General features: G+C 49.5%; 19 protein-coding genes and 1 pseudogene. 8 read left to right on the plus strand and 12 right to left on the minus strand.

The window, feature by feature from the left end:
- The first annotated feature begins 49 nt into the window (after nucleotides 1-49).
- Nucleotides 50-943 carry an arsenite methyltransferase gene (locus LN737_RS28940; RefSeq protein ID WP_405514439.1) on the plus strand — a complete coding sequence of 298 codons (894 nt, stop codon included), beginning with the start codon at nucleotides 50-52 and terminating at the stop codon, nucleotides 941-943.
- Nucleotides 944-974: 31 nt separating this feature from the next.
- Entirely contained in the window at nucleotides 975-2,018 is a 1,044-nt protein-coding gene (arsB, locus tag LN737_RS28945) for an ACR3 family arsenite efflux transporter (protein WP_405514441.1), read from the plus strand.
- A 47-nt stretch (nucleotides 2,019-2,065) separates the two neighbouring features.
- On the opposite strand, the gene LN737_RS28950 is transcribed toward arsB, so the two are convergent.
- The 4 genes and pseudogenes from LN737_RS28950 to LN737_RS28965 form a co-directional block, all read right to left on the minus strand.
- Complete coding sequence (locus LN737_RS28950) at nucleotides 2,066-2,620, minus strand: biopolymer transporter ExbD (RefSeq protein ID WP_405514442.1); 555 nt, start codon at nucleotides 2,618-2,620, stop codon at nucleotides 2,066-2,068.
- Nucleotides 2,621-2,763: 143 nt separating this feature from the next.
- Entirely contained in the window at nucleotides 2,764-3,756 is a 993-nt protein-coding gene (locus tag LN737_RS28955) for a YsnF/AvaK domain-containing protein (RefSeq protein WP_405514444.1), read from the minus strand.
- Between the two features lie 62 nt (nucleotides 3,757-3,818).
- On the minus strand, nucleotides 3,819-4,202 hold the full coding sequence (locus tag LN737_RS28960; protein ID WP_405514446.1) for a YsnF/AvaK domain-containing protein: 384 nt from the start codon (nucleotides 4,200-4,202) through the stop codon (nucleotides 3,819-3,821).
- A 418-nt stretch (nucleotides 4,203-4,620) separates the two neighbouring features.
- Nucleotides 4,621-5,949 (minus strand): annotated as a pseudogene (locus LN737_RS28965) (glycoside hydrolase family 28 protein).
- A 293-nt stretch (nucleotides 5,950-6,242) separates the two neighbouring features.
- Here LN737_RS28965 and LN737_RS28970 point away from each other — a divergent pair.
- The 4 genes from LN737_RS28970 (at nucleotide 6,243) to LN737_RS28985 (ending at nucleotide 13,000) form a co-directional block, all read left to right on the plus strand.
- Complete coding sequence (locus tag LN737_RS28970) at nucleotides 6,243-8,255, plus strand: M13 family metallopeptidase (RefSeq protein WP_405514448.1); 2,013 nt, start codon at nucleotides 6,243-6,245, stop codon at nucleotides 8,253-8,255.
- A gap of 53 nt (nucleotides 8,256-8,308) precedes the next feature.
- Nucleotides 8,309-8,842 (plus strand): DUF1648 domain-containing protein, encoded by a 534-nt coding sequence (locus LN737_RS28975; protein ID WP_405514450.1) that lies wholly within the window; start codon nucleotides 8,309-8,311, stop codon nucleotides 8,840-8,842.
- Between the two features lie 26 nt (nucleotides 8,843-8,868).
- A complete protein-coding gene (locus LN737_RS28980; protein ID WP_405514452.1) occupies nucleotides 8,869-11,895 on the plus strand; it encodes an FAD-binding and (Fe-S)-binding domain-containing protein in 3,027 nt (1,008 codons plus the stop codon).
- Between the two features lie 76 nt (nucleotides 11,896-11,971).
- Entirely contained in the window at nucleotides 11,972-13,000 is a 1,029-nt protein-coding gene (locus LN737_RS28985) for a hypothetical protein (protein ID WP_405514454.1), read from the plus strand.
- 130 nt (nucleotides 13,001-13,130) lie between these two features.
- Here LN737_RS28985 and LN737_RS28990 read toward each other — a convergent pair whose 3' ends face one another.
- Together LN737_RS28990 and LN737_RS28995 are read right to left on the minus strand one after the other, a co-directional pair.
- Nucleotides 13,131-13,319 carry a hypothetical protein gene (locus LN737_RS28990; RefSeq protein ID WP_405514456.1) on the minus strand — a complete coding sequence of 63 codons (189 nt, stop codon included), beginning with the start codon at nucleotides 13,317-13,319 and terminating at the stop codon, nucleotides 13,131-13,133.
- Between the two features lie 198 nt (nucleotides 13,320-13,517).
- Complete coding sequence (locus tag LN737_RS28995) at nucleotides 13,518-14,060, minus strand: hypothetical protein (RefSeq protein WP_405514457.1); 543 nt, start codon at nucleotides 14,058-14,060, stop codon at nucleotides 13,518-13,520.
- A gap of 68 nt (nucleotides 14,061-14,128) precedes the next feature.
- Between LN737_RS28995 and LN737_RS29000 the strand changes: the two genes are divergently transcribed.
- Entirely contained in the window at nucleotides 14,129-14,809 is a 681-nt protein-coding gene (locus tag LN737_RS29000) for a DUF1080 domain-containing protein (RefSeq protein WP_405514459.1), read from the plus strand.
- A gap of 182 nt (nucleotides 14,810-14,991) precedes the next feature.
- On the plus strand, nucleotides 14,992-15,354 hold the full coding sequence (locus tag LN737_RS29005; protein WP_405514460.1) for a hypothetical protein: 363 nt from the start codon (nucleotides 14,992-14,994) through the stop codon (nucleotides 15,352-15,354).
- Nucleotides 15,355-15,573: 219 nt separating this feature from the next.
- Here the strand turns inward: LN737_RS29005 and LN737_RS29010 are convergent, their stop codons facing one another.
- The 6 genes from LN737_RS29010 to LN737_RS29035 all read right to left on the minus strand — a co-directional run bounded on the left by LN737_RS29010 (nucleotide 15,574) and on the right by LN737_RS29035 (nucleotide 24,702).
- Nucleotides 15,574-17,031 carry a sulfatase gene (locus LN737_RS29010; protein WP_405514462.1) on the minus strand — a complete coding sequence of 486 codons (1,458 nt, stop codon included), beginning with the start codon at nucleotides 17,029-17,031 and terminating at the stop codon, nucleotides 15,574-15,576.
- An 18-nt stretch (nucleotides 17,032-17,049) separates the two neighbouring features.
- Nucleotides 17,050-18,582 carry an arylsulfatase gene (locus LN737_RS29015; protein WP_405514464.1) on the minus strand — a complete coding sequence of 511 codons (1,533 nt, stop codon included), beginning with the start codon at nucleotides 18,580-18,582 and terminating at the stop codon, nucleotides 17,050-17,052.
- A gap of 70 nt (nucleotides 18,583-18,652) precedes the next feature.
- Nucleotides 18,653-20,251 (minus strand): RagB/SusD family nutrient uptake outer membrane protein, encoded by a 1,599-nt coding sequence (locus LN737_RS29020; protein ID WP_405514465.1) that lies wholly within the window; start codon nucleotides 20,249-20,251, stop codon nucleotides 18,653-18,655.
- 33 nt (nucleotides 20,252-20,284) lie between these two features.
- Nucleotides 20,285-20,500, minus strand: coding sequence for a hypothetical protein (locus LN737_RS29025; protein ID WP_405514467.1), 216 nt, complete (start codon nucleotides 20,498-20,500; stop codon nucleotides 20,285-20,287).
- Between the two features lie 35 nt (nucleotides 20,501-20,535).
- Nucleotides 20,536-23,469: a TonB-dependent receptor gene (locus LN737_RS29030; protein WP_405514469.1), complete on the minus strand. Its 2,934-nt coding sequence runs from the start codon at nucleotides 23,467-23,469 to the stop codon at nucleotides 20,536-20,538.
- Nucleotides 23,470-23,964: 495 nt separating this feature from the next.
- Entirely contained in the window at nucleotides 23,965-24,702 is a 738-nt protein-coding gene (locus LN737_RS29035; RefSeq protein ID WP_405514470.1) for a hypothetical protein, read from the minus strand.
- Between the last annotated feature and the right edge of the window lie 54 nt (nucleotides 24,703-24,756).

The raw sequence follows: 24,756 nt of genomic DNA on the forward strand, positions 1-24,756 counted from the left end.
TATTTTTTTGCCCATATTAATCGTAATATTACAATAAACAAACAGAATTATGGAAACAGCTGAACAGATCAAAGAAGTGGTACGGCAGAAATACGGGGCAATAGCCGAACAGAGCCAATCCGAAGCCAGCAACTGCTGCGGACCCACCTCCTGCTGCGGTTCTGACACGAATGTACCCATCCTCATGGCGCAAGCGTATGACGAACTGACTGGATACGTAGCGGAGGCTGATTTGGGGCTGGGCTGTGGCTTACCAACTCAGTTTGCTCAGATCAGGCCGGGCGATACGGTAATAGATTTAGGCTCAGGGGCCGGCAACGACTGTTTTGTCGCTCGTGCCGAGACGGGAGAAACAGGGCGCGTAATTGGTCTGGATATGACCCCGGCAATGATTGATCGCGCCCGGAAGAATGCCAGAGCGCTGGGTTATAGCAATGTCGAGTTTGTGTACGGCGACATAGAGGAGATGCCCCTACCGGAAAACCTGGCGGACGTAGTTGTGAGCAACTGCGTAATGAATCTGGTTCCTGATAAGCAAAAAGCGTTTACCGAAACTTACCGCATTCTGAAACCCGGTGGCCATTTTAGCATTTCCGACATCGTACTGAAAGGCGAACTGCCCGAAGGCTTGCAGCGCGACGCAGAACTGTACGTGGGCTGTGTGTCGGGGGCCATTCAGAAAGACGCTTATTTACAGATCGTGCAGGATGCGGGATTCACCAATATACTCGTACAAAAGGAACGGGAAATTGCGCTGCCCGATGAAGTACTGCAAAACTACCTGACAGCGTCTGAGATTAATGACTATCGACAGCTCAACAAAAGCCGGGGCATTTACAGCATCACCGTTTTCGCACAAAAACCAGCCTCCATTGCTAACACCGTCGACCCAGGAACCAACCCATCAGCCAAAACCTGCTGCGGACCAGACTGCTGCAATTAACCAGAAAAAGCGAATCGAAACGATTTCAATTATGCCTAAACTTTCGTTTCTGGACCGTTTCCTAACCGTGTGGATTTTTCTGGCTATGCTTTTGGGCGTGGGAATTGGTTATTTTTTCCCGCAGTCGCAAACGTTTATCAACGGGTTCACGTCGGGCACCACCAACGTACCGCTGGCCATTGGACTGGTGCTGATGATGTATCCTCCGTTGGCCAAAGTGCGCTACGAAGAATTACCCAGGGTATTTGCCAACACCAAAATATTGGGTCTGTCGCTGCTGCAAAACTGGATTATTGGGCCACTGCTGATGTTCGGTCTGGCCGGAATTTTTTTACCCGACAAGCCCGACTACATGACCGGCCTAATCCTGATCGGCATTGCCCGTTGCATTGCCATGGTAATTGTCTGGAATGATCTGGCCAACGGAGATCGACTCTACGCAGCGGGTCTGGTAGCTTTCAACAGTCTGTTTCAGGTGCTATTTTATTCGGTTTATGCCTGGTTATTCATTACTGTATTACCGCCCTTATTTGGGCTGCAGGGTTATGAGATAACGATCACCATCGGCCAGGTTGCACAGAGCGTTTTCATTTACCTGGGGATTCCCCTACTGGCTGGTTTATTCTCACGATTCTTACTTACACGTCTGCTAAGCCGCCAGTGGTACGAGCAGAAATTCATACCGGCAATAAGTCCAGTTACGCTGGTAGCGCTGCTGTTCACCATTGTAATCATGTTTAGCCTGAAAGGTCAGCTGATCGTGTCCATTCCGATCGACGTGCTACGTATCGCCATTCCGCTGACGATCTATTTTGCTATTATGTTCTTCTCGGCTTTTTATCTCTCCAAACGGGCCGGGGCAGACTACGGCAAAGCTACGTCGCTGGCTTTTACGGCGGCAGGCAACAATTTCGAGCTCGGTATAGCCGTGGCGGTGGCAGTATTCGGTATTAACTCAGGTGCTGCCTTTGCCGCCGTGATCGGCCCTCTGATTGAAGTGCCCGTATTGATTCTGCTGGTCAATTTTGCCCTGAAGCAACAGCGCACTTTTGAGCTTCATTATAAAAAGAGTTGACAGAATCACCCATAAAACGCATGTTCGGCTCGCTTTTGAGCTTATCATTAATCGTCCGCCAGTGGGAAAAAGTAGGGTAGCATGTTAAGCGATACTGGCTCGTTGAATGACAATCGGTGAGCAAACATCTGCTCATAATGTCTAATCATATCTTGCTCATTCGCAGTCAGTTCTGAAATTAGCCGGTACGCCATATCGGCGAGTTTAAGCTCTTTCAGTGCATCATTCACGTTTCTGAACGTAGCCAGCGGAGATGGTTTTATCACAACAGCCACATCACCATTATTGGCTTGTTTTTCTCGTTTCAACAACGCACGAAGCCCGTCTGGCCGAAAATCGGTACGTTCTAACTGCAATCTCTTATCGCCGGGACGGTATTGAATAACGCCAATCCGATTACTGGCTAATAGAACAAGCACAGCAACTTTTTTGGGGTAAGCCACTGGCTCATATTTACGGCAGGCTGCCGGTACGGTCACCCCCATAACTACGGGCTGCTGGAGTACGTTTATCCAGACAAAAATCAGTATAAGCAACAAAGCCGTACTGACAAACGGGATGAAGTCAATACGTATCCGAGTCGAATTTCGGTGCGTCATCATGGCTATACATTTTTTAGCCATTGATGCAAAAATCCGTCGATTCCATAAACAGCGAATGGTACAGGGCGAAAACACGGATTCTCCCGGACGTAGCATTAATGCTACGTCCGGGAGAATCCGTAATCACAGGGTACACTCGATTTCTACCGATTGGTAGACGACGTATTCAGATCGTCATCGTAATCGGTCGTACGATTTGTCGTTACAGCTGGCGTCCCGGTTGTCTCGGTTTTACCAAGGTTCTCCACGTCAACGTCAGTGCTGCGAACCGTGTCCCGAACGGTTTCCACGCGTTCGTTAACTTCCTTACCCACCGAAATTTCTTCCACCACTTTCGCTGTTTTTGTTACTACTGGCACTTCAGCATGTTCGGTCAATTCAATTTGTCCTTCCTGGAATGCGTTCAGATCGGCATCCGTTGCGGGTCTGTCGACGGGCGTACGCTGAACGGTAACCCGCTCTTCCCGTAGCCGCAGACTTTCTTCAACAGGACGTTCAATGATGCGGCTGCGGACTCGAACACCACCCGTCTCGACTTCCCGTTTGCCCACTTCCAGATTCTCTTCAATCACCTTGATTGTCTGATTCGCATCCGTTGTCAGACCGCGGTTTGTTGTGTCCGCGTCCGTTGTCAGATCACGATTCGTTGTGTCGGCATACGTAGTGCCACCGCGTATTGTATCGGTACCGGCTCCCGTCGCGCTGCTTCCATATCCATATTGAGCAGCCCGTTCGTCGACGTCAACGGCTCCATTATCATCAAGAATAGCGGCTGCCTGTTCGGCTTCATCTTCCGATTGGGCATGAACGGTTACAATCGTGCTGCGACGGCCTACTTCTGTATGTTTTTGATATTCATCGTTATCATCATCACCGCCAAACAGTGATCGAAAGAAACCACCAATGCTATCACCTGTGTCTTTCACATCATCCACGACTTCTTCAGTCCTTGTACCCGACGTATTGGCGTGCCGATCCGGAATATCCAATGAGTTTTGGGGAGAATTGGTATCACTTTCCGAATTGGTCGACAGATCGATATTACTGCGCGAAAAACCGCCATCTACTAATTCATCGACTGCTTTTTGTGCTTCGCTTGAGCTATCGAAAAAGCCCACTACGGTTTGTTGTGCCATGTTGGTTAATGATTTAAACGTTGAGAATTTAGTTTACTTATTGTATTTAAAACGAAGGCCATTCAGGCCGGACGCTCATCGGATGACCCAGTACGCTTTACCGTTATTTCTTCTTTTCGAAGCATAACTTCGTGCGTTTCCCGGTCGGTAATTTTCTGTCTGGTAACATGTACTTCCTCAACCAGAAGAAGTCGTTTCTCGGTTACCAGCACTTCGCGTAATACAGGAATAATCATGGTCTCCCCTTCATAACGAACAGCGGGAGCTTCATCAACGTATTGATAAACAGCCACATGCTCAACGGTAACCTCTTCACGAGAAACCGGTATATCAACCGTTTGTGCTTCTTCAAATACGTGCTTGACTACGCTGATAACGCCCGTCTCAACGGTCCGCTTCCCGATGTGCAGCTCTTCCTCAATAACGGGAATGACGATTGGCTCCATCTTTTCCGTGGTTGCAAGCCGTTGTTCTGACTGACTGGTTTGAAAATCTTGCCTGAACTCGTTGCTCATAATTTGCATTAGAATTGCGGAAATCCAATAGGGTTCCTGTTGGGTATAGTATAAAGAACTTTTATGTCTATTTGTTCTATAATTTTTATGTATTTTACTTTGACGCTCTGTTCGCTCAACTGTTAATCTGTTTTCTGATCTCTCATAAACAGCTGTTAATGTGGCATGTTATGTCTGGTTCGAAATAGCTAGGTATCGCGTCCGTACGCTTTGCTTTATCCGGATTTTCCACCCGCTTAATTCCGCCGTTCTGCTAAAGTAGTTGGTACGTGTCTGCTGTTTCTTGAGCCGGGTTCATACAATCAACCGGTGTTTCTATCAACACCGGTTGATTGCTGGATGCAGTCGATCACTTTACGATTATCTGGTTAACTCGTACGTTTTTGAGCGTAAACCCGTTAACTAGTTTTTTATCGATAGCCGCGTTTTTGCTTTCGACCACAAAGTTTTCGAACGTAAAATTGGAGAGCTTGTCGTTTTCTGAAATAGCTACGTCGAAATACGTATCGCAGCGAAGTTCGATGTTTTTGAGGCTCACATGGTCACAGAACGAAAGCGGTACGTCTGGGCGTCCCTGTAAATCGTAGAACTGTGTCCACGGCTTTACGTACAGCAGGCTATGCGCCTGTCCTTTTATGTTTTCGACCGCAATGTACTCGTAACGCTGGGGTGTATCGGGCCGCATCTTAAGCCACAAAACCCGGCTGGCCTCACTGACATGGCAGTTCCGCAAGAGAATATTCCGGTTATGAATGGCTTCACTGCCGCAGGTAAGCGCCTAATGACAAAAGCCAAATTCACAATCTTCGATGATGATGTTAGCATTGGCTCCGTTGCTCGGCACACGATCGGCCCAGGGACCTTTGCCCCCTTTCAGCGCAATCGCGTCATCATTGACCGACAGGTAACAGCCTTTGATCAGTACGTTGGAACAGACATCAAGATCAATGGCATCCGTACTGGGTGCTTTTACGGGTCTCTCCGGCGAGTAAATATGTGCATTCAGTATTTTCACATTCTGGCACTGGTAGTAGTGACTGGTCCAGAAACCCGCATTGTGCAGTCTTACGTCCTGAACCTGGACGTTATTGCATTTCCAGATAAATACCAGTCGCGGGCGGGAAACCTCCAGATTCGTGCAGTTGGGATTTTCCTTACGTCTGGCCCAGAACGCTTCCCAGAATCGTAACCCATTCCCATCAATCAGCCCTTTTCCTGAAATCGTAAACCCATCGACCTGATAGGCATTCACCAGAGCGGCAAAATAATCCAGACTCTGCCCTTCCATTCGGGAGGGCAATTTTGGGTAATCGGCAATGTTGTTGGAACCTTTCAGGACGGCTCCTTCTGCTACGTGCAAATGAGTTTTGGGCTTGAAAAATAAAGCTCCACTCATAAACGTACCTTTTGGAATCACCACGACACCCCCGCCCTTCCGGGCTGCAACATCAATCACCTTCTGAATTGCGTCGGTCTGAACGAGGGTGCTGTCGGATTTCACGCCAAAGTCCGTTATCACATACGTCGTTCCAAGTTGGGCCAGGCTTACTTTCCGGGTCGTTGTAAACCAGCTGCTGATCGGGCTTCCGTCCGGGAATGAGGCTTTTACTACGTTCTGCCCACTGAGTTGAGCGCTTAATAGCGGTGCACACACCAGAGCAATTAGTGTTGTTTTCATATTGACTGCGTTCTGACCACAGGACTGGCATTGCCGGTTATTCAAAGATATTCCACTCCTACTCAAAAAACGTTTCTCCAAACATCTACCTGCTATTTTAGAAATAAACTGGCAGCCAGCTAACTTCAGGATGCTTCAGGCGAACCCGATACCCCGCGTTACGTCAATAACAAACGCTGAACCGGGCTGAGGTAACCAGTTTTTTGTTAGCAACCATGCGCGCTTATTGACTAGCTTTGGAAATACCATCAAAGCCGAAACCATTCATAACCATTGCCGACAAATTACAAACCATGAAAAAACTATTCTATCTGGCTCTAGCGCTGTTGCTGGCAGGAGCCTGTAAGCAAGTTTCGGATACAAACCGCGTAGTCCTGACGGGAATAGACGCTTCTAAAAAACCTGGAGATGATTTTTTTATGTACGCCAACGGCATCTGGTACGATACCGCCCGTATACCACCCAGTCAGACAGGCGTAGGTTCGTATTCGTTTTTAAATTTCCCGCAACGCATACGGCTTCAGGGAATTCTGGATAGTATTTCGGCAAGCAACAATGCGCCCGGAAGCATCGAACAAAAGGTGGGTGATTTTTACGCTTCCGGAATGGATACTGCCGCCATCAACAAACGTGGTTATGACCCCATTAAGCCGTTGCTCACGCGCATCGATGCCGTGACCGATGTTCCTTCCTTGTTGAAGTTGGTAGCCGACGAGCAAAAAGTAGGAGATGGGTCCATCATTGGTTTTTCGGTAGGGCCTGATAACAAACGTAGCACGATCAATATTGCTCAGTTTTACCAGGCTGGAATTGGCTTACCAGAACGGGATTATTATTTCCAGACCGATTCGTCGACACGTGCGATTCAACTAGCCTATAAAAATTACCTCACCCGCCTGTTTGAACTGACGGGGGCTGATGCCGCTACCGCCCGCAAAAACGCAGCCGTAACCTATGAGCTTGAGAAACAACTAGCTGCCGCACACCGAACCAATATTGAACTCAGGGATGTGAATGCGAATTACAATAAACTGGCGGTTGCCGCGCTCTCGAAAAAGCAGCCTGTTTTGAATTGGACGACACTGTTAAATGACTTGGGCGTCAAGGCCGATTCAGTCAACGTCGGGCAGCCGGCGTATTATAGCAAGCTGAATACACTGTTGAAATCGGCTTCCATTCCGGACTGGAAAGTGTATCTAAAAGCACATGCGCTGACCAACTATTCAACGCTCTTGAGCCAGCCTTTTGTGGATGCGTCGTTTGTCTATGCAAAAATTCTGACCGGACAGGCGGTGAAGAAAACACGTGCCGAAGAAATGACGCAGGCGGTTGATGGTTCGCTGGGCCACGCTCTGGCCCAGTTGTACGTAAAAAAATATTTTCCCGAAGCCGCCCGGAAACGCATGACGGTTCTGGTCGATAACCTGGAAAAAGCCTTCGAAGCCCGCATCAACAAGCTGGACTGGATGAGCGATTCCACGAAGGCCAAGGCGAAAGAAAAACTGTATGCCTTTACGGAGAAAATTGGTTATCCGGCCAAATGGCGGGATTACTCGAAGGTCGACGTAAAACGAGACGCTTATTTTGAAAACCAGTTGTCGGCCAATAAAAATGATTACCTCTATAACCTCGCTAAAGTGGGGCAGCCGGTCGACCGAACAGAATGGTTTACAACTCCACCAACGGTAACGGCTTACAACAATCCGCCGATGAATGAAATCGTTTTTCCGGCAGGCATTTTACAATCCCCTTATTTCGATGTGTATGCCGATGACGCGCTCAACTACGGCGGCATAGGTATGGTCATTGGCCATGAGATTACGCACTCGTTCGACGATCAGGGCGCTCAATACGACAAAGTCGGTAATGTGACTAATTGGTGGACAAAATCAGATTATGCAAAATTCAAAGCGAAGACACAACAGGTCATTGACCAGTACAATTCGTTTACCGTACTGGATTCGCTGCATGTGAAAGGAGCCCTGACCGTGGGTGAAAACACCGCCGATATTGCCGGGGTTGCCATTGCGTATGACGCCTTCAAATTGACCGAGCAGGGAAAAGACACCACAAAACTGGATGGCTTTACCCCCGATCAACGGTTCTTCATCTCGATAGCCCGGATATGGCGTGTGAAAACAAAGGATGAGTTTATGCGCATGTACGTAAACACCAATCCGCATTCACCGGCCAGATGGCGAGTAAACGGCCCGCTCATGAACTTCACTCCTTTTTATAAAGCCTTTGCTGTACAACCGGGAGATAAAATGTACAAGCCCGAAACTGAAAGGATAACCGTTTGGTAAGTTTGACTTCACGGGAAGTGTGCAACAGAGGGCAAACAGTAGGCAGGCGCCTGTTGCACACTTCTCAGGTAGCTTTACTAGTTTTGTATACACCGGAGTATATGGACATGAGCAGCTACGAACGTAACGCCAACCGACTGACTGTCATTTTATTAGTCGGCTTAACTCTTCTTTCTCTGGCTGGTGCCATCTGGTTACCAACGCCTATTGCGATTCACTATAATCTGAGCGGGCAACCTGACCGCTGGGGCAACCCCGCTACGTTACTGATATTGCCTCTTGTTGCGTTCTTTATTGCCGGAATCACCTGGGCTTCGGAAAAACTTCCCCCTGACTTTATGAATTTCCCCGGCCCGCGCACAGCCGAAAACGTAGCTCGTCAACTGAGCAATATTCACCTTATGACTGCCAGTATACGGCCACTTATGGTTGCTTTATTCCTGCTCATACAGGCGGAATCAATCTGGGCAAAATTTTATAACCATGACCGGCTGGTTAGCTGGACAATTCCGGTTATGGCTACGTTCATAACCGTTGTGATCGGGTATTTCGTTTGGCGGGCTTATAGGCTGGTTCCACGCCAGTAAAGTGAGTTTATTCGTATCTTTGAGTCATGTTTCGCCTGACTCAAAAACCGCCTTTCGCCAATCTATTGCCTTCGTTTGAGGGTGATCTTTATTTCGATGATTCGCCTGAACATACCGCTCAGCGTATACTCTACGCAACCGATGCCTCCGTGTATCAGGAGATGCCAATAGCAGTGGCTTTGCCCAAATCCGTTGCTGACATCAAATTGCTGTTGCGTTTCGCGCAACAGCATGGACTGGGCCTGATTCCACGGGCGGCTGGTACGTCGCTGGCGGGGCAGGTCGTTGGCAGCGGTATTGTCGTTGACATTTCGAAATACTTTGGCAAAATTCTGAACATCAACGCCGATGAACAATGGGTACGTGTCCAGCCGGGTGTCATCCGCGATGATCTGAATGCTTTCCTGAAACCCCACGGTCTGTTGTTCGGCCCCGAAACATCAACCGCCAGCCGGGCCATGATTGGGGGAATGATCGGCAACAATTCCTGCGGCCTGCACTCCATCATTTGGGGCACCACCCGCGACCATCTGCTCGAAGTTCGAACCGTACTCAGCGATGGCGCCGAAGTAACCTTCGGGCCGCTTAGCCAGGAACAATTTGACGCAAAATGTCGGGGTGAAAACGTAGTCAGTCCGCTTGAACAACGCTTATACGTACAGTTTCGCGACTGGCTCTCCAGCCCCGAAGTGCAGCAACACATCCGCGAAGGCTATCCAAAACCTACCGTCACCCGACGGAATACGGGATATGCGCTGGATGCACTTTTAAAATTCTGGCAGAAGGGAGAAGGGAGAAGGGAAAAAGAAGAACTATCCACCCTTTCTCCTTTTCCCCTTCTCCCTTCTCCTGCTTTTAATTTCTCCAACCTCATTGCCGGTTCGGAAGGGACACTCTGCTTTATTACGGAAGCGAAGTTGAATCTGCTGCCGTTGCCGCCAAAAGAAACGGCGCTGGTCTGTGCTCACTTCCTGACCATCCGGCAATCACTTGAAGCGAATCTAGTGGCGCTGGCGCATCAATGTTCAGCCTCGGAACTGGTCGACGATTACATTTTACAACTGACCAAAACCAACATCGAACAGGCGAAAAACCGGGCGTTTGTCGAAGGTGACCCCAAAGCTATTCTGATGGTTGAGTTTTTTGATGAAACCGTTGGGGGCGTACAGCAAAAGGCTGAGGAGTTTGTCCGTGCGTTGAAAGCGAAGGAATTGGGCTACGCCTATCCGGTTCTGTTCGATGACGAGACAAAAAAGCCCTGGGCGTTACGTAAAGCGGGCCTGAGTATCATGTACAACATTCCCGGCGACGAGAAACCGGCGAATGTAATTGAAGATACAGCCGTCGATGTTCGTGATCTGCCGGATTATATCGACGAACTGGACCGGATGGCCTGGGAGCAGCATGGCCTCAAACTCGAATACTCAGCCCATGCCGGCGCAGGCGAAATTCACGTACTGCCGCTGATCAACCTGAAGTCGTCGGTAGGGCGTACCAATTTTCGAGCCCTGCTGATGGATACGGCACAGCTGGTTAAAAAATACGGCGGCTCGCTCTCCGGCGAACACGGCGACGGACGACTACGGGGCGAATGCATTGCGTTTATGCTCGGTCCCGAAAATTACCAGTTGTGTAAGGAGGTCAAAGCGCTTTGGGACCCCAACAATACGTTCAATCCCGGCAAAGTGGTGGATACTCCACCCATGAACGAGTCGTTACGTTCGGAAGCCGACGTAGTGATTCCACAGCCTAAAACCGTTTTCGACTTCTCCAAAGACGGTGGTCTGCTCGAACTGGCTGAAAAATGCTCCGGCTCGGGAGATTGCCGCAAAACCGAAATTTCGGGCGGTACTATGTGCCCCAGTTATATGGCTACCCGGCGCGAACGCGATACCACACGAGCACGAGCCAATATTCTGCGGCATTTCTACAGCAACCAGTCCAGGCCCTCCGACCACGATTATGAAGCCGTAAAAGACGTACTGGATTTGTGCCTGTCGTGCAAAGGCTGCAAAGCGGAATGTCCGTCGAGTGTGGATATGGCCCGTATGAAAGCAGAATTTACCCAGCAGCATTACCGCGAAAAAGGTATTCCGTTACGGGCACGGCTGGTTGGTAATTTTACCAGACTTATGTCGCTGGCGAGCATAGCTCCCTGGGCGTACAACGGTATTTATAGTACGACTGTGCTACGGCAGATGGTTAACCGCGCGGTTGGTTTTCACCCCAACCGGACTATGCCCGAACTAGCTGATACCACGCTGAAACAGTGGTTTAAAACGTATCGCTCCCAATTCACGGCTCAGGGTAGCGCCATAAAACCGGGCCGAACGGTCCATCTTTTCTGCGACGAGTTTACGAATTATAACGACGTGGAAGTCGGGCAAAAAGCTGTTCAGTTACTGGATCGATTAGGCTACGTCGTGACGATGCCCAAACAGGTCGAAAGTGGCCGGACGTATCTGTCGAAAGGACTGGTAGACGACGCCCGGAAGCTCGCCATTCGTAATGTTACGTTGCTGAAAGACCTGGTTACCGACGATACGCCCATGATCGGGCTGGAACCATCAGCCATTCTGACGTTTCGCGACGAATATCCCGACCTCGTTCCGGCAGAACTTAAAGCTGATGCCGAACGCATTGCCAAAAATGTATTTCTGTTTGAAGAATGGCTTGCCAGCGAAGCCGATGCCGGATGTATTGATCGTACGATCTTTACAACGAAATCGGAGCTGGTGAAAGTCCACGGTCACTGTCATCAAAAGGCTTTATCGTCCATGATTCCGGTAAAAAAGGTATTGTCGCTACCTGTCAATTATAACGTACAGCTGATTCCATCGGGTTGCTGCGGCATGGCGGGCTCTTTTGGGTATGAAGCGGAGCATTACGACCTGTCGATGCAGATTGGCGAATTGGTACTGTTTCCGGCCGTTCGCGCGTCCGAAAGCGCCATTATTTCAGCTGCCGGCACCAGTTGCCGCCATCAGATAAAAGACGGAACCGGCCGCAAGGCACAGCACCCGGCCGAGATTTTGTTCGACGCCCTGGCGTAACGTAGCCGGGATGACCGATTAAAAACCTTTTCGGCTGCCGGTAGTTTTCCATAGACCTAAAACATTCACAGTAGTCATGGAAAACAACGCAAATCTTACCGATGGTGCCAGACAGGCCGATACCGTCTCCAGCGAACACGCCGAAACGATGTTCAGTGCCGACCAGGCCGAAACCAACATGGTTAAGTTGGTGGATGGAAAATTGGTTTCAATCGGTGATACAGAGTCTGATGTCTCCGACGATATGCCCCGGATTCGGTTGGGAAGCGACGAAGAGCGGGCTTTAGAGGGAGATGATAAAAAGAAATATGAAAACTCGGCCTCGGCTTTGCGGGCAGGCAATGAATTCGCACCGGATGCCATGCCAGATAATCCTATTGCCGTAGCTGACATTACCGGAAATCCGGATGCAGGGGCTACGGTCAATACAGGCCTGCCTTCAGAAGACGAACCGGATGACTCTACCAAAACCAATTCGTTTGGAGACTGGCAGTTTATCGGTAACGGTCAGCCTTCTGGCGACATGATTCCGCCAACGCCGGGCACCCCCGATCCGACTCAACCTGTACCCGGCATTCCCGAAACGCCCCCAACACCACCCGCACCCGGCCCGGAAATACCTGATTTACCCGGTACGCCAAGGCCAGCCTCACCGGAAATTCCGGATATGCCCGATACGCCTAAACCAGCCATACCCGACATCCAGAACAGTAGCGATACCGTTACGTATACATCGGCTGCGCCCGGCGTAGTTCCGACAAACGGCCCTAAGCCCGACGACGACGTACCCTACACGCGCTACGAAAATTTAGACCAGGGCGCGAAGGCTGATCCGGGTTCGGAAGAAGGGATGGAAGACAAGCCCAATACGGGTGACTCCGCTCGTCCTTATGACGTAAATGCTAAAGATACTTCCGAGAACCAACCCGGTGAACGCCCCGAAGAAGCTCGGGAAGCGCAGAAAATTCCCCGCGAGATGGCCGATGAAAGCAGTATCGAAGCACAGGATATGATTTCGGGACCTGACCGCTCCGACCAAAAATCGACGGAAGGGCTGGATCGAAAATATAACGATCCGGAAGCAGCCCGCGAAATGGCGAGCTAGACAACTAAAGCTAATCGTTCCGGTAAAACGATAAAGTCCGGCAGAGGAAAAACCTTCCTCTGCCGGACTTTATCGTTTATTAAAATCCATTATCGACTAGACCTGAGTTGAAGTTGGTTATCCTGGTTTATTACTTCCCAGGATCGCCCTTAACTTTTCTGACAAATTCTTCGGTTACGCTGGCAAAGTTAGCAATCTCGGCATCGGTAAATTTTTCAGCCAGCAAAAGCTTTTTGATAACCTCAATACTCTTCTGCGCAGCTCCTTTTTCCAGACCTTTTTCAAGTCCTTCTTCAAGAGCCTCCTCTCGGGTCAGCATTTTAATGGTTTCGATGATTCCATAGCGTTCTGATTTCCAGTCAACAATTCAATCTGTTTATCAAAATTACGATTTATGTCTGGATCTTCAATATAGACAAAGGTCTTTAGAAAGTATAGGAATCGGCGGATTTATTCACTGTCGTAACGCTGGCTCTGAATCAAAGCTCGGACAATAGTAAGACGCTGTTCACCCAATTCAGTTTCTGGAATTTTTCCACAATAACAACGCTTTCTGAGCCGCCAGCACTATGAGTGCGAACGGGTTATTCATGCCTAACAGTTGCTGCTCAGAATGATCCAGCACATGGTATGCGTTGTACTTATAAGTAATTTCAGTACCCAGAAAACTCCTGTGATAATAACCTGGCCTAACTTGATTTTTCCCTCCGGTAAAGACTGCCAGTGCAACAATATCAACCTCATAGCGGTCGTATATCCGATACCAGTACTGAAACATTCGACGAGAAAAGCCACGGGTATCATCGCCCTGAATTTCAAGATGGACGAGAATCCATTCTTGCGTTCCATCTCGTAACCAAGCCTTAACGAGCATATCGACAAACCGTGAACCACCCTGTTTTTCTAATTCGGGAAACAGTTCGCCAAGCTCTTTATCCATGAATTCGAAGCCTCTGTTTATATCGAACAGTTCGTCGGCCTGAGGAAAGAAAAAACGCAATAAATCCGGAAAAGCTTCTTCAAAAGCACTCTTAAGTAAAATATCATTCTTACGACGCATAGCCGCAAAGATAGAACAGTGGTTAAAATTCAGCGTTCCGATTACTTTTACCTAAAATTCTGAACTCCATGAAAAAACTGATTTTACCCTGCCTGCTGGTTAGCGCACTGGCACTGGCGGCTCCGCCAAAATGGACTTCGCTGTTCGATGGCAAAACAATAAAAGGCTGGCATAGCTATCACAAAGATGGCGTTGTTGGCTGGTACGTTGAAGATGGCGCTCTTACACCCGATGGTACCGGGGGTGACTTGGTGACGGATAAGGAATATGAAAACTTCGAACTGGAGTTCGAGTTCAAAATTCCAAAAGGCAGCAACAGTGGCGTTGTTTACAAAATCATCGACAACCCCGATATCAAATCGACATACATGTCGGGGCCGGAATATCAGGTGATCGACGACAAAGGGTACATGGATGGAGAAGGGAAGCCCTACAAGCTGAAAGATACGCAGCTAACAGGGGCTAATTACGACATGATTCCACCATCGGATATGAATGCCGCGAAAACACCGGGCGAATGGAACAAAGGGCGAATCGTGGTGAATAAAAACCATGTAGAACACTTTCTGAACGGCAAAAAAGTTGTCGATTACCAGTACGGTACTGATGATTGGAAAGCGTTGGTGGCTAAAAGTAAATTCGCCAGCTGGCCCTACGCCACTCCCCATGCCAAAGGCAAAATAGCCTTGCAGAATCACAGTCCTAAAGAGCGCGTCTGGTACCGTAACATCCAGATTCGGGAGCTGTAGCCTATCCCGTTGGCTACCGTTGGCCATATTGACCACATTCAAGTAAGATCACTACCTTCAAATCGCCGACTCGGATTATACGGGTCGGCGAGTATTTTTTTGTATACAGTAACTCCCCTTTTGCGGTAGTCTCCTACAACGTTTTCTGACGTATCGGGGACTTCTGTCCAAGACGTACTAGTATGCGAAAAAAGGCCCTAAATCTGCTGGCTACTACCCTGTTGTTTTTTTCAAGCTGTACGAATAAAGAGCAGCCACCTATCCCTGCCAGTGGCTGTGATTGCACAGGCGCCCCCGCAGTAGTTGTGACTGATGCTACAGCCCGATTAACAGCGGGCAGACGCCTATTTTTAAAAGATGTTGATTATAGCAAAGCAGCTTATCGCGAGTTAATTCCTTGTGATACGTTAAAAATTGCAGGTCTGCCAGCTTCGAAAGACAGTGTATTCGATTATGTCGTTAGTGGCGAACTCAGGCCACCCTGTATTACAAATGGAGTCACTTATTTCTGGTCAATCAATATCGGATCAATAAGCAAAAAATGATTGACAGTAATACGTTTACGGCGCTGAGCAGACGTTACATTACGTTGAATGGCTAAAATAGATGTGAGATTTCAATAGGCGGTTTGACTTATTCGATTGCTCTGAAAGAGATTGAAAGAGAATTGTTTGTAAAACGGTCAAGCCTGCTCAACCGTATGAAATGAGCAGGCTTGACCATTTTGGTAAATCATAGCTGGCGGGTAGTCAGGACGAACCTCATTACTGATTAATCCGACCCGGTTCGCGCACGTTGGCTCCGGTACGGTTCTTTAACTCGTCGCCCAGATCAACTCTGGCTTCCTCGGCTAGTTTTTCCAGTTTAGCGACAATGTCGGGATGTTGCTCCCGTACGTCGTAGCGTTCGCCCGGATCACGTCGGAGATCGAATAAAGCCATTGGAAATTCATGGGTTTCGGTGCTTGGCCCAGGCTGTCCATTTTGCCCCGGCAGATATCCTTCGTAGGTGCGACCGGGGTGCGGAAAGACCAGTTTCCAGTCGCCCTGTCGAACAGCTTCCAAACTGTTTTTTCGATAGTAATAAAAAAAATGATCACGGGGCGTCACCGTATTATCGCCTTTCAGAAGCGCCAGCCAATCCACACCATCAATGCGTTGTTTGGGCAAGCGGGCTCCACAGATTTTTACCACCGTTGGCAGAATATCCATGGTTGTCAGCAGTTTATTACTCACCCGACCGGCAGGAACCACACCCGGCCAGCGTACCAGACAGGGCACACGATGCCCCCCCTCGAATGATGTCCCTTTCCCTTCCCGAAATCCACCCGTTGAGCCTGCATGATCGCCGTAATTCAGCCAGGGACCATTATCGCTGATGAAAATGACCAGCGTGTTTTTTTCCAGCCCCTGCTGTTTCAGCTCGCCTAAAATCTGCCCGATCGACCAATCCAGTTCGGTCATTACGTCGCCAAAAATCCCCCGCGTACTCTTGCCTTTAAACTGAGCCGATGCAGCCAGGGGTACGTGTGGCAACGGATGCGGTACGTACAGAAAAAACGGTTTGTTCTTATGTTTCCGAATGAATGAAAGCGCCTTCTCGGTGACTGTCGACGTAATGTGACTGGCATCCTCCAGATTCTTGATTTCCTGCTTTGGCTCGTTGCCATCAATCCAGCGTAGCGCCGGATAATTGGCTCGGGCCTGAGCCGGGTGCAGCGGCCACATATCATGCGAGTACGGTACACCGTAATACTCGTCAAACCCTTGTTGGAGGGGCAGGAACGGCTGCTTATCGCCCAGATGCCATTTCCCGAAAATACCCGTAGCGTAACCCCGTTCTTTCAATAAATCGGCCAGCGTTTCCTCATTCGGATTCAGACCAATGGGCGAATTAGGCCCTAGTGCTCCCGAAATGCCTAAACGGTTCGGGTAGCAGCCTGTCAGTAAAGCCGCCCGCGACGCACTACAAACCGCCTGCGTGGCCAGAAAATTAGAAAAGCGTGACCCTTCAGCCGCCATACGGTCCAGATTTGGCGTTGTGTAGTCCAGCGCACCTGTCACTGACAGGTCACCATACCCCATATCATCCATAAAAAACAGGACAACATTGGGTGGGGCTGGAGCGGGTTTTTCTACCCAGGCACTTAAAACCAGACCCACGCCCAGAACCACAAGAGCGCTTACCAATAAATGAGACAAACGATGAGATAATACATTCATAGAGAAATGACACTGTTATTAGTTAGTAGGCTTAATTGGTGTTTTGGGACTGACAATTTCCCAGTCATTGATGTGGGTCGGTACGTGTTCGCGGGCAACAATGGCGTCACATTGGCGCAGAAGGTCAGGGTGCTGAGCCGCTACGTTATTAGCTTCGCGTCCATCGCTGGCCAGATTGTACAGTTCCCAGCTGGCTTTCCGGTTTTTACGAATATCTGTTTTTACCGCTTTCCAGTTGCCCATTCGGATAGCCAGCTGCCCACCTTTCTCGGGGTATTCCCAGTACAGAAACGGGTGCTGCTTCTGGCCAGCCGATTGGCCCAGCAGGGTCGGTAGAAACGAAAGGCCATCGGTTACAAAAGGTTGTTTATAGCCGACCAGTTCAGCTAGTGTAGCCAGCAGATCGTACTGTACCGAAACGTGGTCTGTTACCTGTCCCGCTTTTATTTTACCGGGCCAGCGAGCCAGCATTGGCTCACGAATTCCGCCTTCGTAGACATCCATTTTTAACCCTCTTAAATCGCCGACGCTTTTGAAATAAGCCGCTTCTACCCCACCATTAAACGTAGCGCCATTATCGCTCGAAAACATGACCAGCGTATTGTCATCAATTTTCAGTTCTTTCAGCAGTTGCATCAGTTGCCCGACCTGCTTATCCATATGCGTAATCATGGCAGCATACGTAGCACGCGGATAAGGCGTAGACGCATAGCCCTGCTGACCGAGATAAGGCCGTTCGGCGGGCTGATTATCATTGAATTTGCCGATGTATTCGCGAACTGCTTCTTCAGGTGCCTGCAACGATACGTGGGGTACGGTAAATGGCAGATACAGAAAAAATGGAGTATTCTTGTTCTGACGAACAAAAGCCTGTGCTTTCTGCGCCATTTTATCAATAGCGTAATCGTTGCCCCGATAATAAGCATACGCTTCGGGCGTAGCGGTTTCGGGCGTCAGCCGACGGTGCACATCGATGACCGGATTATTCAGTCCGTCGGGTTTGCCATTCTCCCAGAGGTGCGTCGGGTAGTAATTATGCGCCTGTTTCTGATCCAGATAGCCATAGAAATAATCGAAGCCCTGGTCGTTTGGATTGCCGGTCGTGTTGGCCATACCCAGCCCCCATTTGCCAACGCAGGCCGTTTTATACCCCGACTGCTGCAACATGCGGCCCAGCGTGAACGCGCCCGGGTAAAGCGGCATCTGACCGCCTTCCAGCGAGTCAGCAAAACCGCCCATTTCGTAGTTTCCCCGGATGTAGGAATGGCCACTGTGTTTGCCTGTCAGGAGCATGCAACGGGCAGGAGCACAGACGGGCATACTGGTATAATGCTGCGTAAATCGCATTCCCTCCTGCGCCAGCTGATCCAGATTGGGCGTCCGTATTTTCTGCTGACCGTAGCATCCCAGTTCAGCATAGCCCATATCATCGGCATAGATGTAAATGATGTTAGGCCGGGAGGGAGCAGCTTGACGCGGAGTAAAAGCCACAAAAAAATACCCGATCAGAAGCAGGGTTGACAGGTTTAGCAGGCAAGTCCTTAAACGCATAGATTATGGGTTGCATATCTTCCCGAAAGCCTGGAGCTTTCGGGAAGATGAAAATAGTTTTCACAATACATTACCAGCCCGGATTCTGAGTGAGCGTCGGAGTTAGATTCCGTTCTTTTTGCGGGATGGGCCACAGATAATGCCGGGTTGCATCAAACGTCCGATTGACAGCTACCACCTGTACCGTTGCCAGCGCCCCACTGGCATCTTTATACGTAATGCCATAGACCGGGCCAGGAACTGCTGTTTCGGCTATTTTCCACCGCCGAATATCGAACAGCCGTAAGCCCTCAAAGGCCAGTTCAACGGCCCGCTCCCGACGAACGATTGCCCGTAGTTCGGCCTGAGTAGCCGTGCTACTGATGAAAGGCTGTTTTACGTCCAATCTACCATTACGCACCGTGTTGAGCGCCGTAAACAAGCTGGCATCCAACTGATTCAGCTCGACCTTCGCTTCGGCATACGTTAACAGAATCTCGGCGTACCGGAGCAAAATGATGTTGATGCCATTGTTGGCCGGGTTGGCGTAATCATCCGCGTTAATGTATTTTTTGATATTGAAACCCGTTGTAGACGCGATGTACGTATTGCCAACCGCGTCTGGCGTGCCGCTGTTCGGTTCAGGCCGGTACGTGATACCGCTGGGTAATGGGTCACCCGTCAGAAAAATAGAATATTTGAGCCGGGGGTCGCGATTGGCATACGGATTGGCTGGATCGTAGCCGCTGCTGGGGTCGGTGATGAGCTTACCGGTCGTCGTTTCGTACATATCCACCAGCGCTTTGGTAGGCACATACGTACTGTTTGCGCTTTTCTGGCTGTACGGCCCCAGCAAACCGAACACATTGACGGGGTACGTATCTTTAATGAATTGCCGGTCGAGGAGCACTTCTTTGTTGTTTTCAGCCGCGTAGGTAAATAACTTTTCGTAGGTATCATACAGGCCATAAATCCCCAGTTTCATCACCTGATCGGCGGCATCGGCGGCCTGCTGATAGCGTCCTGCCAGCAAATTAGCCCGTGCCCGCAGCCCCAAAGCAGCTCCTTTGGTGATTCGGCCTTTGTCGACCGCAGCATAGGTTGTTGGTAGTAATCCAGCTGCTTCCGAAAGCTCCTTATCCACATAATCCCACACCTGTGCAATGGGGGCACGCGTCAGCGTCCGGCTTTCGTCCAGCGAGATGGCTTTCGTAACCAGCGGCACATCCCCAAACAGGGCTGCCAGTTTCAGGTATTGGTACGCCCGAAGCGTTCGGGCTTCGCCTTTAAACTGATTGATAAGCGTAGCATTTGTCGATGTCACCTTATCGACGTTCTCCAGAAAATAATTGCAGGCCCGGATTCCTTTGTAGGCTTTAACCCATTCGCCGTACACTTTCGCGCTGGTGGCGTCGTACTGCCCCAGTTCAACGTAAGCCTGCACGTCAAAGGGCTGGTTGGTATGGGCAATGTCCGTCATTGCATCCCAGCTGATCAGGTTGGTACTGTCGAGGTCGGTATAGAGCGAATTGACCGCCAGCCGGGCGTCATTTTCTGTTTTCCAGAATAAACTTTCCGACAGCCGGTCGTTCGGAACGGTGTCCAGCAGATCCCGGTCGCAGGAGGTAAGCGTTAGCCCTACCGCGAGGGATAGAGCAAGCATCGAAACTATATAACGTATTGATTTCATGAGCGTTCAGTCTGTAAATAAGGATGAATGGGATTAGAATTGCAGATTAAGCCCGAGCGTATACAGCGATGTTTGCGGATAATAAACCGCCCGGCCAGAACCCACTTCCGGGTCCAGATTCCATTCATTCAACTTCGAAAACGTAAGTACGTTGGTGGCCGAAACATACACCCGCGCCCGGCTCATGCGTACTTTGCTGGCTAGTGCCGTAGGCAGCGAATAAGCTAACTGGATGTTTTTCAGGCGCACATACGAGCCGTCGATGATGAGCCGGTCGGAGGTGGCTACGTTCCGCAGATCGAATTTGAGCGGGCGGGAAAAACGAGCGTCCGGATGCTCGGGGTCCAGTAATTATTGGTGTAAATGGAGTGCGTAAAGCCTTCCTGATTTCCCATCTCGGCCAAAGCACCTGCCAACCGGGTGTCCACTTTGGCAGCGCCCTGAAAGAGCAGATTCAGCTCAAAATTCCGGAATGAAAAATTTGAGTTCAGGCCAAAGGTGTATTTAGGAAACGTATTCCCAATGTTGGTCATGTCATTGGCGTCGATTTTGCCGTCGCCATTCGCATCGATGTATTTTACGTCGCCGGGTTTGGTGTTGGCCGCATAGGTAGCTTTGTAATCCGTAATCTGCTGCTGGGTCTGAAACAGCCCATCGGTCCGATAGCCCCACAACGTATTGATGGGCAACCCAACAGCGATGATGTAGCGTGGATCAATATCGGAACCCAGGATATACGGCCCGGTGCCTTTCAAATCGACGACTTTATTGGTATTGACGCTGAAGTTGGCCCCCAGATTATACTGAAATCCTGACGCATTTTTTGCGCCCCGGTAGTTTAAGCTGAACTCCCATCCCTTGTTTTCAACGGAACCTGCATTTTGGGGCGGAGCAATCAGCCCAACTGTTGCCGGAATATCCAGATTCAGTAGAATATCACTGGTCAGTTTGCGGTAATAGTCAACTGTGAGGTTCATCCGGCTACGCAGAAAAGACGCATCCAGGCCCAGATCGAGCTGCGTGGTCGATTCCCAGCCCAGGTTTGTATTGGCCAGATTTGTCTGCCGATAGCCCTGCACAGCCGCTCCGTTGAAATCGTAGCCGCTCGCTTTCAGCGCCGAATAGTAGCTGTAGAGATCCACCGACTGGTTGCCTGTTATTCCCCACGAACCACGTAGCTTCAGATCATTTACTGAATTTTGTACGGCTTGCCAGAAGTTTTCCTTTGAGAGTCGCCACCCTGCCGAGAACGAGGGGAAAAAACTGTATTGTTTATCACCCGTAAACTTGGAAGAACCGTCATAGCGGCCGTTTACCTCAACCAGGTACTTCCCGTTATAATCGTAGTTGATACGTCCGAAATACGAGCGTAAGCCATAAGCCGCGTCGAAACCGGTGTTGCTTTTGGTACCGTCATTAGCGCCCTGACTGATCGACTGGATGTCATTGTTATAGAACCGTTCGCGGTAAGCATTCAGGTACGTTTGTGTATTACCAATCTGCGAATAGCCCAGCAGTCCTTTAAAATTGTGGTTGTTCAGGCTACGTTCGTACGTCAGCAAGCTGATCAGCGTATACTCCCGCAACGTATTCCGGTTTTCGTTCAGCGTATTGTTGGCTACAGTTTTGGTAATGTTGGTATTCTTGTCTGTGTTGACATACGCATTGGCGTACCGTTTTTCCTGTGTAAACGAACCCCGCCCCGCCAGCTGCGTCGAGAACGTCAGCCCATCCACAATTTCCCAATCGCCTTTGACGTACCCAACCAGGTAATCGCTGGAAATTTTCGAATCGCCCCCTATTTCGGCGTACATCAGGGGGTTATTACCCTGCGTACTTAAGCCGTAGGTACCGTCGGCATATTTGGGTACGGCCCAGAGTGAACCATGCAGCAGAAAATTGATTGGATCGATGGTTGGCGCCTGCGAGTAATTGTAGCGGTAGTTAAGGTCACCGCTGACGCGTAATTTTGGCGAGATGGTATAGTCAGTGTTTAACCGGATTTCGCCGATCTTATTAGCGTAGTGCGTGATAATACCAGCCTGATCCTGATACCGTAAGCTCAATCGGGTACGTAACGATTCGCCCCCACCTGCTACCGACAGCGTGTGGTTTTGCTGTGGAGCGGCATGCAGAACCGTCTGAAACCAGGTGTTTGGAAGCGGATATTTCTCCCGATCGGTAGCCGTTACGTAGGCCTGAATGGATTGTTCCGTAAAACGGGCCGGAAGCGGTGAACCCGCATTGGTATAAGCGGCTACCTGCATGCGCATATAATCTTCCAGGCCCATCATATGCGGTACGTTGATGGATTTCTGAATGGCGTAATAGCCGTTATAATCAACCTGAACTTTGCCGCCTTTAGCCCGTTTGGTGGTTACCAGAATAACCCCGTTCGTGGCTCTCGATCCGTAAATAGCTGTCGAGGAAGCATCTTTAAGAATCGAAATCGTTTCAATATCGTCGGGATTGATGTCTGACAAACGCTGCTCAATCCCATCGACAATCACCAGCGCATCGTTTTTACTCAGATCATACCCGCCCGTGCCGTTGTTGGTACCGGCCTGATTGCCAATGCTGTTGATATTGAACGTGGTGATCCCACGTACCCGAATCGACGTATTGGAGCGACCGGGTGAGCCGCCCTGATCGAGTACCGTAACGCCCGGCAATTGCCCCTGTAGAGACTGCTGAATGTTGGAAACAGGCCGCCGGGATACTTCTTCAGCACCGATCTGCGCCACCGAATTTGTCAGACTGTTTCGTTTCTGCGTACCGTACCCCACAACGACAACCTCGTCAAGTTGCTTATTGTCAGCGGCCAACGAAACTTCTATACGACTCCGCCCGTTTACCGGAACCTCCTGCGTAGCAAATCCGATTCCCGAAAATACCAGAATCGCATTGGCCGGAGCTTCGAGCGTAAACCGCCCATTGGCGTCGGTACTGGTTCCTTTCGTCGTGTTCTTGATGACTACATTGATTCCCGGCAGCGTTTCACCATTCTGACTTTTTACGGTCCCCGTAACAGGGTCCGCCACGATCTGTGTACTAGCCGTCGTAGCGGCTAAAAGGGCTACGTTTTGTACTTTTTTTTCACCCAGTACTAAATACGAACTACTGTTTACGTTCGGCTGCGACCAGCCAGGACGTAATCCGGTCAGGATTAACATCAGCAAAAGACCCACACTGGAGACTTTTCGTAAAGGATTTGTCATATACTAAGAGGAGTTAATTGATTGGTGTCCAGGAATCGGACATGATTCGGTTAGGCGTGTTACTTAAGTGCTGAGTTCATCCCGACCAAGAACCTTTCGCAGCCCGTCGACAGGCGAAACAAAACACCGTAGTGGAGGCATTCGACATTGCAGAAACACACTAGTATTGCTAATTGATGGACAAAGGTTATTAGGCAAAAAGGTTTTTGCAAGGAAAATATAAAAATTTGATTGTCAACTAATTACCTATTAGTCTATCGAGAAATACTGTTATTCACCGCTCAATCTACGGCGCTTATAAGCTTCTCATTCGGTAGTTGCGTGAGTCTGAACCATTTAGAATAGCTCGTCTACCGAGACCTGATTTACACATGATTTCCCTGCCATACGACATTGATATCGAGTAGCTCAGAAATCGCCCGTATGAGTAGATTGACGTTGTCGGCCCGGATGCGCTCCGATCGTGGAAATGCCTGCTTGTCCTGTCAGGCTGACTTATGGGAGTGGCTGTTTGGATATATAGACGACGCCCCGGCCGTTTTTGCTGTTACAGAACGAGAAACTCTGTCCCGAGTGACCGCGCCCGCAAACAGCATCCGTACCGGCAATATAGAGCCGCTGCTGATCATCCAGATATAAACTCTGCAACTGATGAAGCTGAGGTAGATCAATTCGGCGCCCATCGGACGTAATGACCCCTGGCGTTTCGTAAATACCGGTGGTTGCCATTGGTCCATCTAAAAATACCTGATTGATTTTGTAGGTTGTGCCATTCGAAGCCACCACAGGATTGACTGGAAAACCTTTATAGCCTAACGAAGGAATGTAGTCGAACGCCAGATTATGTCCCCGATACGTCTGCCAGCTCTGTCCATCGTCAATGCTGTAGTTATCGGCACTAACGAGCACCTGATAATTATGCAGACTTGTCATGGTAAATAGCGTATCGCGGTACTCGACAATCCCAAACATCCCAATTGATTGCTGATGTACCTGCTGCCAGTGCCTTCCCTGATCGGTAGAACGAAAGAGTGCAAAGCCGGTTGAGATGATCAAGGTTTTGTCCCGACTGCCCCATACGCCCTCGATTTCATGATCAACGGGCGTTTTGATCGTGTACCAGTCAGGATATTCGGCCAGCACTGTGTCATTTTGGGGAGATGCAATGTCTGACTCGGTTTTTTTGCAGGATAACGCCAACACCAGTAACATGCAGCAGAGTAAAGTTTTCATGATCGTTGAGTGTAAAACCAGTAAGGTACTAAATACGCTTAGACTGAATTTATA

The organism is Spirosoma sp. KNUC1025 (assembly GCF_045160025.1).
Taxonomy (GTDB): domain Bacteria; phylum Bacteroidota; class Bacteroidia; order Cytophagales; family Spirosomataceae; genus Spirosoma.

Coding starts and splice junctions, on each gene's coding strand:
- LN737_RS28940 (WP_405514439.1), top strand. CDS start 50: ATGGAAACAGCTGAACAGATCAAAGAAGTGGTACGGCAGAAATACGGG.
- arsB (WP_405514441.1), top strand. CDS start 975: ATGCCTAAACTTTCGTTTCTGGACCGTTTCCTAACCGTGTGGATTTTT.
- LN737_RS28950 (WP_405514442.1), bottom strand. CDS start 2,620: ATGATGACGCACCGAAATTCGACTCGGATACGTATTGACTTCATCCCG.
- LN737_RS28955 (WP_405514444.1), bottom strand. CDS start 3,756: ATGGCACAACAAACCGTAGTGGGCTTTTTCGATAGCTCAAGCGAAGCA.
- LN737_RS28960 (WP_405514446.1), bottom strand. CDS start 4,202: ATGGAGCCAATCGTCATTCCCGTTATTGAGGAAGAGCTGCACATCGGG.
- LN737_RS28970 (WP_405514448.1), top strand. CDS start 6,243: ATGAAAAAACTATTCTATCTGGCTCTAGCGCTGTTGCTGGCAGGAGCC.
- LN737_RS28980 (WP_405514452.1), top strand. CDS start 8,869: ATGTTTCGCCTGACTCAAAAACCGCCTTTCGCCAATCTATTGCCTTCG.
- LN737_RS28985 (WP_405514454.1), top strand. CDS start 11,972: ATGGAAAACAACGCAAATCTTACCGATGGTGCCAGACAGGCCGATACC.
- LN737_RS28990 (WP_405514456.1), bottom strand. CDS start 13,319: ATGCTGACCCGAGAGGAGGCTCTTGAAGAAGGACTTGAAAAAGGTCTG.
- LN737_RS28995 (WP_405514457.1), bottom strand. CDS start 14,060: ATGCGTCGTAAGAATGATATTTTACTTAAGAGTGCTTTTGAAGAAGCT.
- LN737_RS29000 (WP_405514459.1), top strand. CDS start 14,129: ATGAAAAAACTGATTTTACCCTGCCTGCTGGTTAGCGCACTGGCACTG.
- LN737_RS29005 (WP_405514460.1), top strand. CDS start 14,992: ATGCGAAAAAAGGCCCTAAATCTGCTGGCTACTACCCTGTTGTTTTTT.
- LN737_RS29010 (WP_405514462.1), bottom strand. CDS start 17,031: ATGAATGTATTATCTCATCGTTTGTCTCATTTATTGGTAAGCGCTCTT.
- LN737_RS29015 (WP_405514464.1), bottom strand. CDS start 18,582: ATGCGTTTAAGGACTTGCCTGCTAAACCTGTCAACCCTGCTTCTGATC.
- LN737_RS29020 (WP_405514465.1), bottom strand. CDS start 20,251: ATGAAATCAATACGTTATATAGTTTCGATGCTTGCTCTATCCCTCGCG.
- LN737_RS29030 (WP_405514469.1), bottom strand. CDS start 23,469: ATGACAAATCCTTTACGAAAAGTCTCCAGTGTGGGTCTTTTGCTGATG.
- LN737_RS29035 (WP_405514470.1), bottom strand. CDS start 24,702: ATGAAAACTTTACTCTGCTGCATGTTACTGGTGTTGGCGTTATCCTGC.